8 protein-coding genes are annotated in these 7,116 nt (G+C 38.4%); 7 read left to right on the top strand and 1 reads right to left on the bottom strand.

The window, feature by feature from the left end:
• The 7 genes from F4V57_RS06325 to F4V57_RS06295 form a co-directional block, all read left to right on the top strand.
• Positions 1-272 (top strand): biliverdin-producing heme oxygenase (locus F4V57_RS06325; protein ID WP_150330544.1); only part of this gene is annotated, 272 nt, incomplete at its 5' end.
• Positions 273-314: 42 nt separating this feature from the next.
• Positions 315-722: a YbaN family protein gene (locus F4V57_RS06320; RefSeq protein ID WP_070070751.1), complete on the top strand. Its 408-nt coding sequence runs from the start codon at positions 315-317 to the stop codon at positions 720-722.
• 84 nt (positions 723-806) lie between these two features.
• Positions 807-1,337 (top strand): RNA polymerase sigma factor, encoded by a 531-nt coding sequence (locus F4V57_RS06315; protein ID WP_070070750.1) that lies wholly within the window; start codon positions 807-809, stop codon positions 1,335-1,337.
• On the top strand, positions 1,334-2,221 hold the full coding sequence (locus F4V57_RS06310; protein WP_227515717.1) for a FecR family protein: 888 nt from the start codon (positions 1,334-1,336) through the stop codon (positions 2,219-2,221). The genes F4V57_RS06315 and F4V57_RS06310 overlap by 4 nt, the downstream gene beginning before the upstream one ends.
• 83 nt (positions 2,222-2,304) lie before the next feature.
• Positions 2,305-4,866: a TonB-dependent hemoglobin/transferrin/lactoferrin family receptor gene (locus tag F4V57_RS06305; protein ID WP_081409274.1), complete on the top strand. Its 2,562-nt coding sequence runs from the start codon at positions 2,305-2,307 to the stop codon at positions 4,864-4,866.
• Between the two features lie 31 nt (positions 4,867-4,897).
• A complete protein-coding gene (locus F4V57_RS06300; RefSeq protein WP_150330543.1) occupies positions 4,898-5,488 on the top strand; it encodes a biliverdin-producing heme oxygenase in 591 nt (196 codons plus the stop codon).
• A gap of 42 nt (positions 5,489-5,530) precedes the next feature.
• Complete coding sequence (locus F4V57_RS06295; RefSeq protein WP_070069728.1) at positions 5,531-5,938, top strand: YbaN family protein; 408 nt, start codon at positions 5,531-5,533, stop codon at positions 5,936-5,938.
• A gap of 4 nt (positions 5,939-5,942) precedes the next feature.
• On the opposite strand, the gene F4V57_RS06290 is transcribed toward F4V57_RS06295, so the two are convergent.
• Positions 5,943-7,055 (bottom strand): cation transporter, encoded by a 1,113-nt coding sequence (locus F4V57_RS06290; RefSeq protein WP_406564521.1) that lies wholly within the window; start codon positions 7,053-7,055, stop codon positions 5,943-5,945.
• Positions 7,056-7,116: the final 61 nt, after the last annotated feature.

Here is a 7,116-nt window from a genome sequence, read left to right as displayed (position 1 = left end):
CCTTAGGCTGGATCTATGTTTCAGAAGGTTCGACTTTGGGTGCAGCATTTTTATTTAAAGAAGCGCAAGCAAAATTGGGTTTATCGGCAGAATTTGGCGCACGTAATCTAGCCGCCTATCCGGAAGGACGTATGCGGGTGTGGAAACGTTTTAAACAGGCATTGGATGACGCGAATTTCAGTAAAGAAGATCAGGACAAAGTAATAGCGGGTGCATTGGAAGGCTTTGCACGTTTTGGACACCTATTAGAAAATTTGGATCAGTTGAAATAACCGGATAACAGCATCAGATCAGAACATTCAGGGAAGAACAACATGCAGAACCAGCCACCTGGCGTAAATATCAGTGACTCAAAGCTATCCAAAAGAGTTTGGGTGAGGTGGCTGTGTATTGTATTGTCGATCATCTGTTTAATTGTGGGGACGATAGGGATAATTGTACCGGGCTTACCGACGGTAGATTTTTATATATTAGCGAGTATCTTTGCAGCAAAAGGTTCAAGCCGCTTACATGGCTGGATCACAAGCAACCGATGGATTGCCCCGATATTACAGCAATGGCATGAGCATCGGACATTACCGTTAAAAGTCAAAATAATATCATTGGTGAGTATGAGTCTAGCGGCAGGATTGATGATCTGGAAAGTACCACATCCATGGTTTGTTGCCGGGGCGATAGTCTGTATGATTGCTGTGCAAATCTGGATGTGGACTAGAAAATAACTACAAAAAATATTGGAAAAAGATTGAATAGTTATATGTAATTAATGATAATAATTATTGTTTTTAATTGTGTGGTTGGGCTACATGGCTAATTCAACAATGAATCAAATGGATCATCTGGTAGCATATTATGATGATTTAATTGAATATATTAGTCAAAAAGTGGGTAGTAGGCAAATTGCAATAGAAGTTGTACAGGAAACCTATTTACGTATTTTGCAAAAACCAGAGCAATTTAACAATTTAAATTCTCCAATCGCCTTTTTAAAAAAGGTGAGCTTTAATATTGCACTGGATCATATCAAAAAAGATCAAACCTATTATAAGTATTTTGAACATCCTGATATTGAACAACAGGATGAAAATGCAATATTTACAGAATTTTCTCAACAAGAATTAATGGTTGTAAAACAGCAATTCAGCCAGTTAATTTTGCAGCGAATTGATAAATTACCGGAAACATGCCGGGACGTATTTTTATTAATTCAGTTCTATGGCATGTCTCAGGTTGAAGTGGCTGAGCAATTACACATGTCCAGAATGATGGTGATCAAACATTTAACCAAGGCTTTACAGAGTTTTATTCCGGTATTTAATGAGGAATCATTGCATTGAAATCTGCTAAAAAAGCTCAGGGACATGATGTAGAGCAGTATACATTACAGGATATGCAAAAATTAATCGCTTGTTTTGAGGACGATATTCTACCTAATATTCCGTCTAAAGAAGAAATTTTAAAACGTGCGTTACAAAGGCGTTTAAGAAAGCAAAAAATTACTTCAGCAGTATTTGTGGTTTTCGCCATGGCAATTGGTATTTATTGGTATAACCCAGCGTATCAAACGCAGAATATTACCACACAAGTTGGGCAACAGAAGGATATTCAACTTAGTGATGGTAGTCAGATTAAATTAAATACCAATACGCAAATCCTTATTAAACAAAAATTACGTAGTAGAGAAGTTACCTTAACACAAGGTGAAGCATTATTTACGGTTGAGCATGGTCAGAATTTTATCTCTCGTTTTATGGCGCGTTCTTTTACTGTAAGCTCGGGCAATATGTTTGTTCGGGATATTGGTACGATCTTTAATGTACGTGCTTTATCTGCAACAGATACGCAAGTTACCGTTTTAGACGGTAGCGTAGAAGTTAGTGTGCTGCCGTTTCAAACGGTAAAAACAGTGCTAACACAAGGGCAATCTGTACGTAATCAGAATAATCAACTTTTTCCTGTGGTTGACGATTTAAACACCATAAAAGCATGGATATCAGGAAGAATTATTTTTAATCAAACACCTCTGGATCAGGCTGTTCAAACTTTTCAGCGATATTCTAATTTTAAAGTGAATTTCAAGGATCAAAAAGCTAAAAATATTGCAATCTATGGGCAATTTAATCAAGAGAGTTATCAGCAGTTTATGCAAGTATTACCAGAGGTCGCAGCCGTTAAAGTCGAAAAGATTAATGAGAATGAATGGAATATTAAAAATAAATAATATTTAACAGGTTTACATTCAATGTAATTGAGTCGTCTTATCAAATGAGAAACAATTTTTTTGATTGAAGACGAGATATTAATATGAGGATGAAAGCATTCGCATTGTATAAGGCGCCGCAGCTAAAAATAAAAACACTGACTGTATTGATGAGTAGCTTACTCTATTCATCAGCGTTATTCGCACAGGATATTCAGGTTAATTTGCCAGCTCAACCGTTACAGCAATCAATTCAGCAAATTGCAAGGCAAAGTCAGGCTGAAATTATTTATACAGGCGATATTCTAAAGAATAAAACAGCGCCACAGTTGCGTGGCCAGTTGTCCATTGAACAGGCGTTAAAACAACTTTTATCTGGGACAAACCTTACCATCAAAAAACAAGGCAATGTGTATATGATTGTGGAAAAGGCATCTTCCACATCGTTACAAAATAATATGGTTCAGACAACGGAATCAAAAAATACCACATACCAGAATTTTCTATATCAAATGCCTGCAATTGTGGTCAAAGCCAATGGCGACGCTACACAATTTGGTCAAAGTCAGTTAACACAAACCAATATTGACCGCTATCAGGCAAATAATATTGCCCAGCTTCTGGATCATCTACCCAGTGTATCATCTGCAGGTTCTCCACGTCCCGGAGGGCAAACGATTAATATTCTCGGAATGGGAGCGGTAGAAGATGTTCCCATCACAGTGGATGATTCATTAAAAACTTTTGATAAATATCGTCAGGGATCGGTCTTTATTGAGCCTGAAGTTTTAAAAACTATTGCTGTGAATAAAGGGCCACATGATGTAGAGATTGGTAATGGTGGCTTTGGTGGTAGTGTTGTTCTTGATACCAGAGATGCAACTGATTTTTTAAAACCAGATCAGCAATTGGGTGGTTTTTTAAAATACTCACGATATAGCAATAACAATCAAAATACTTATTCCGGTGCAGTATTTGCACAAAGTCCCAATAAAGTTGTTGATGGTTTAGTGTATTACACCAAGCGTGATAGTGGTGAAATTAGCCGTCCGGATGGTACCAAATTTCTGTATTCAGCACAGGATCAAAACACGTATCTGGCAAAGTTTAATATTCATTTGACGGATGAACAAAAAATTTCATTAAAAGCCATGTACAGTGAACATGAAGGCTGGGAACCTTTTGCTGCCAAGCGGGATCAGGATGCCGTTCCTACAGCAGCCGATATTGAACGTTATGGATATGATGAGGCGTGGAAAAGACGTTTAGTTTATCGAGATCAAGACGATGCCAGTTATAGTTTGGGTTATGAATATCAACCCAAGAACAATCCATATATTCATTTAAAAGCAGTATTGTCTTATTCAGAAACAAAACAACATGATAGTCGATTACCCAGTGTTAGTGGGTCTTCCTCATTATTAGGTAATGAAAGCTGGGTAAATTATGAGAACACAGCATTTAAATTAACGAATATTAGCGACTTGAAAACAAATTATGGGGATCACCAGATCAAGGTCGGGCTGCAATATTTAAAAATGAAGCAGCATTCGCTGATGTACGATAAAACCAATGCATCGAATGCCAATTATAATTATGGATATTATGAACCCAATTATATGCCTGCCGGTGATCAGCAAATGTATAGTGCGTTTGTTGAGGATAAATATCAGGTTGGTGATGTGACCATCACACCATCGTTACGTTATGACCATATTACCAATCGTGGTTATGGCAATCTTGCTCCACGCTACAATGATCTTTCTGCCGGACATGATTATTCGGCCAGAACATATACGGGATGGTCACCACGGTTAGCCTTGGCATGGCAGCAAAACAATCATCTCACTTGGTTTGCTAATGTGAGTAAAACTTGGCGGGCACCTCGTGTAGATGAGCAGTATTATGTACAATCTGCCGCTACAACGGTACCGTCAACCAGCCAATATCTAAAACCTGAAAAAATGTTGGCAATTCGGTTGGGCAATGAAATTAATTTTGATGGGTTGTTCCAGGATGAGGATCAGTTAAAAGTACGATTAACCTATCATCATAATCGTGGTAAGGATGAAATTTTCCGTAATCGTTCCGTATTCTGTCAGGCACAAGCTGAAATCATTGCACAAGGTGGTTCCGCGAGTTCCAGTGCATGTAATGGTAATTATGATCATGGATTTTATCGAAATGTCACCGGATATACCATTCAAGGATATGAGGCCGAAATTTTTTATGAACAACCAAGTTTCTTTGCAGGCCTAACTTATGCCTATATTCGTGGGCAGCGGGATAATTCTCCTGTAAATCCATGGTTTGCCCAAAAAACATGGATTGAAGAAATTCCTCCACGCAAAGCTACGGCCACACTTGGTGTCAAAGTTCCTGAACATCGATTGGTTATCGGTTGGAGAGGAACATTTGTGGATAGACACGACCGCAGTATTTTAAATACTGATAATTCGGTTGGTGCATCAGGATTTGCTTTACCTCGTACCAGTGGCTATGCATTACATAATATTTTCGCAGAGTGGTCGCCATTAAAAAATGATTCAGTCAAAGTCAATCTTGGCATAGATAACCTCTTTAACAAGGACTATAAAATGTATCTGGGTGAATATATGACTGGTACAGGTAGAGATTATAAGTTAAGCGTTTCATATCAATTTTAAATCAAAATTTATTTAAATCGAGGAATTAATCATGAATATCCAAGCTTCTGTTAGTACCAGCCTCTCACAACGTCTAAAAACCGAAACTAGCCATGAACATGACCGTATGGAACAACTGATGGAAAAGGCACAAGTGTTTGCCAATCGACACAACTATGCCCAGCATACCCTGGCACAATACTATTTCCAGCAAGATATCGAAAATCTGTATCAGCATAATGAAGTTGAACAGATCATTCCGGATTTAGACGTCCGTGGTCGTTCACAAGCTGCCTTACAGGATTTGCAGGATTTAGGGTTAGAACCACAAAGCAGTGAGATTGCCACAGAACAAGTGGGCTATCCCGAAGCCTTAGGCTGGATCTATGTTTCAGAAGGTTCGACTTTGGGTGCAGCATTTTTATTTAAAGAAGCGCAAGCGAAATTGGGTTTATCGGCAGAATTTGGCGCACGTAATCTAGCCGCCTATCCGGAAGGCCGTATGCGGGTATGGAAACGTTTTAAACAGGCATTGGATGACGCGAATTTCAGCAAGGAAGATCAGGACAAAGTGATAGAGGGTGCATTGGAAGGCTTTGCGCGTTTTGGACAACTATTAGACAATCTTGATCAGTTGAAATAACCGAATAACAGCATCAGAGTAGAACATTCAGGGAAGAACAACATGCAGAACCAGCCACCTGGTGTAAATATCAGTGACTCAAAGCTATCCAAAAGAATTTGGGTAAGGTGGCTGTGCATTGTATTGTCGATCATCTGTTTAATTGTGGGGACGATAGGGATAATTGTACCGGGCTTACCGACGGTAGATTTTTATATATTAGCGAGTATCTTTGCAGCAAAAGGTTCCAGTCGCCTACATGGCTGGATCACACAGAACCGATGGATTGCCCCGATATTACAGCAATGGCATGAGCATCGGACCTTACCGTTAAAAGTCAAAATAATATCATTGGTGAGTATGAGTCTAGCGGCAGGATTGATGATTTGGAAAGTACCACATCCGTGGTTTGTTGTCGGGGCGATAGTGTGTATGATTACTGTGCAAATCTGGATGTGGACTAGAAAATAATACTTTATTTTAATGCCAGTATTTTTCTTGCACCGTTAAGTACAAACAGAGATACAATCATTCCGATTAATAAATCAGGATAATGTGATTCGGTCAAATACACCAGTCCACCAGCAATGATCACACCAAGATTAACAATTACGTCATTCGCAGAAAATATCCAACTGGCTTTCATGTGTGCGCCATTTTCTTTATGATTTGATAGTAGTAGTAAACAGGTGATGTTAGCGATTAGCGCCAGTAGACCAATACCAATCATCAGCATGGATTGAGGTTCGCTACCAATCAGAAAACGTCTGATCACATCAAAAATTACCATACATGCCAGTCCCAATTGTATCCAGCCGGAAAGATGAGCGGCTTTTAACTGATATTTGGCAGCTTTTCCAACAACATATAATGCGATACCATATACAGCCGCATCAGCAAACATATCCAGTGAATCTGCAATTAAACCAGTCGATGATGCAATAATCCCTGAAATAAATTCAATGAAGAACAATACACCATTGATCAACAATAACAATTGAAGTGTTTTGCGTTGTTGTTGAATATTATCCTGATCAAATGTTCGTGGTTTTTGACACTGATCTGTTTTGATAAGCTGCGCGCCAAAGTCAAGTGCTTCCAGTCTGGTGTTAATAATCGGCAATCCTTGTTGATGAACAATTTCTAATTGTCGATGGTTTAAATCAAAATTAAGCTGCTGTATTTCATTGACATTTGCCAGTGCTAGACGCACGATTTGTTCTTCGGCATGGCAATCCATTTTGGGAATATAATAAAGGCTGATTTGCTGTTGTTGTGGGATTTGTTGTGTAAGATCTAATTGTGCTCCCATATCCAGAGTTTTTAATTTATCTGTAATGATGTACTCATCACACGTATGCAGGACTTTTAATTGGCGCTCTGCAAGATTGAAAGTCAGTCGATGAATCTCTTGTATTGTACTTAATGCCATTCTTATGATTTGTTCTTCGGCAGCACAATCCATATCAGGAATACTGTATGTAGTTAACTTTAACTTTTTATCTTCCGCATTCGATAAATTTAAAATGGAATCAGGAAGAGTATCTTTCTGACAGGATTTTTTGTCACAACCACAAGATTCACTCATACACATGTTCCTATGTCACTTTTATTTTATATTTGAGTATTAAAGGGTCTATAGTTACTAT

Source organism: Acinetobacter qingfengensis, assembly GCF_008693185.1.
Lineage (GTDB): Bacteria > Pseudomonadota > Gammaproteobacteria > Pseudomonadales > Moraxellaceae > Acinetobacter > Acinetobacter qingfengensis.
The sequence above is the reverse complement of the archived record's forward strand: the minus strand, read 5'-3'. Positions and strand labels throughout refer to the sequence as shown.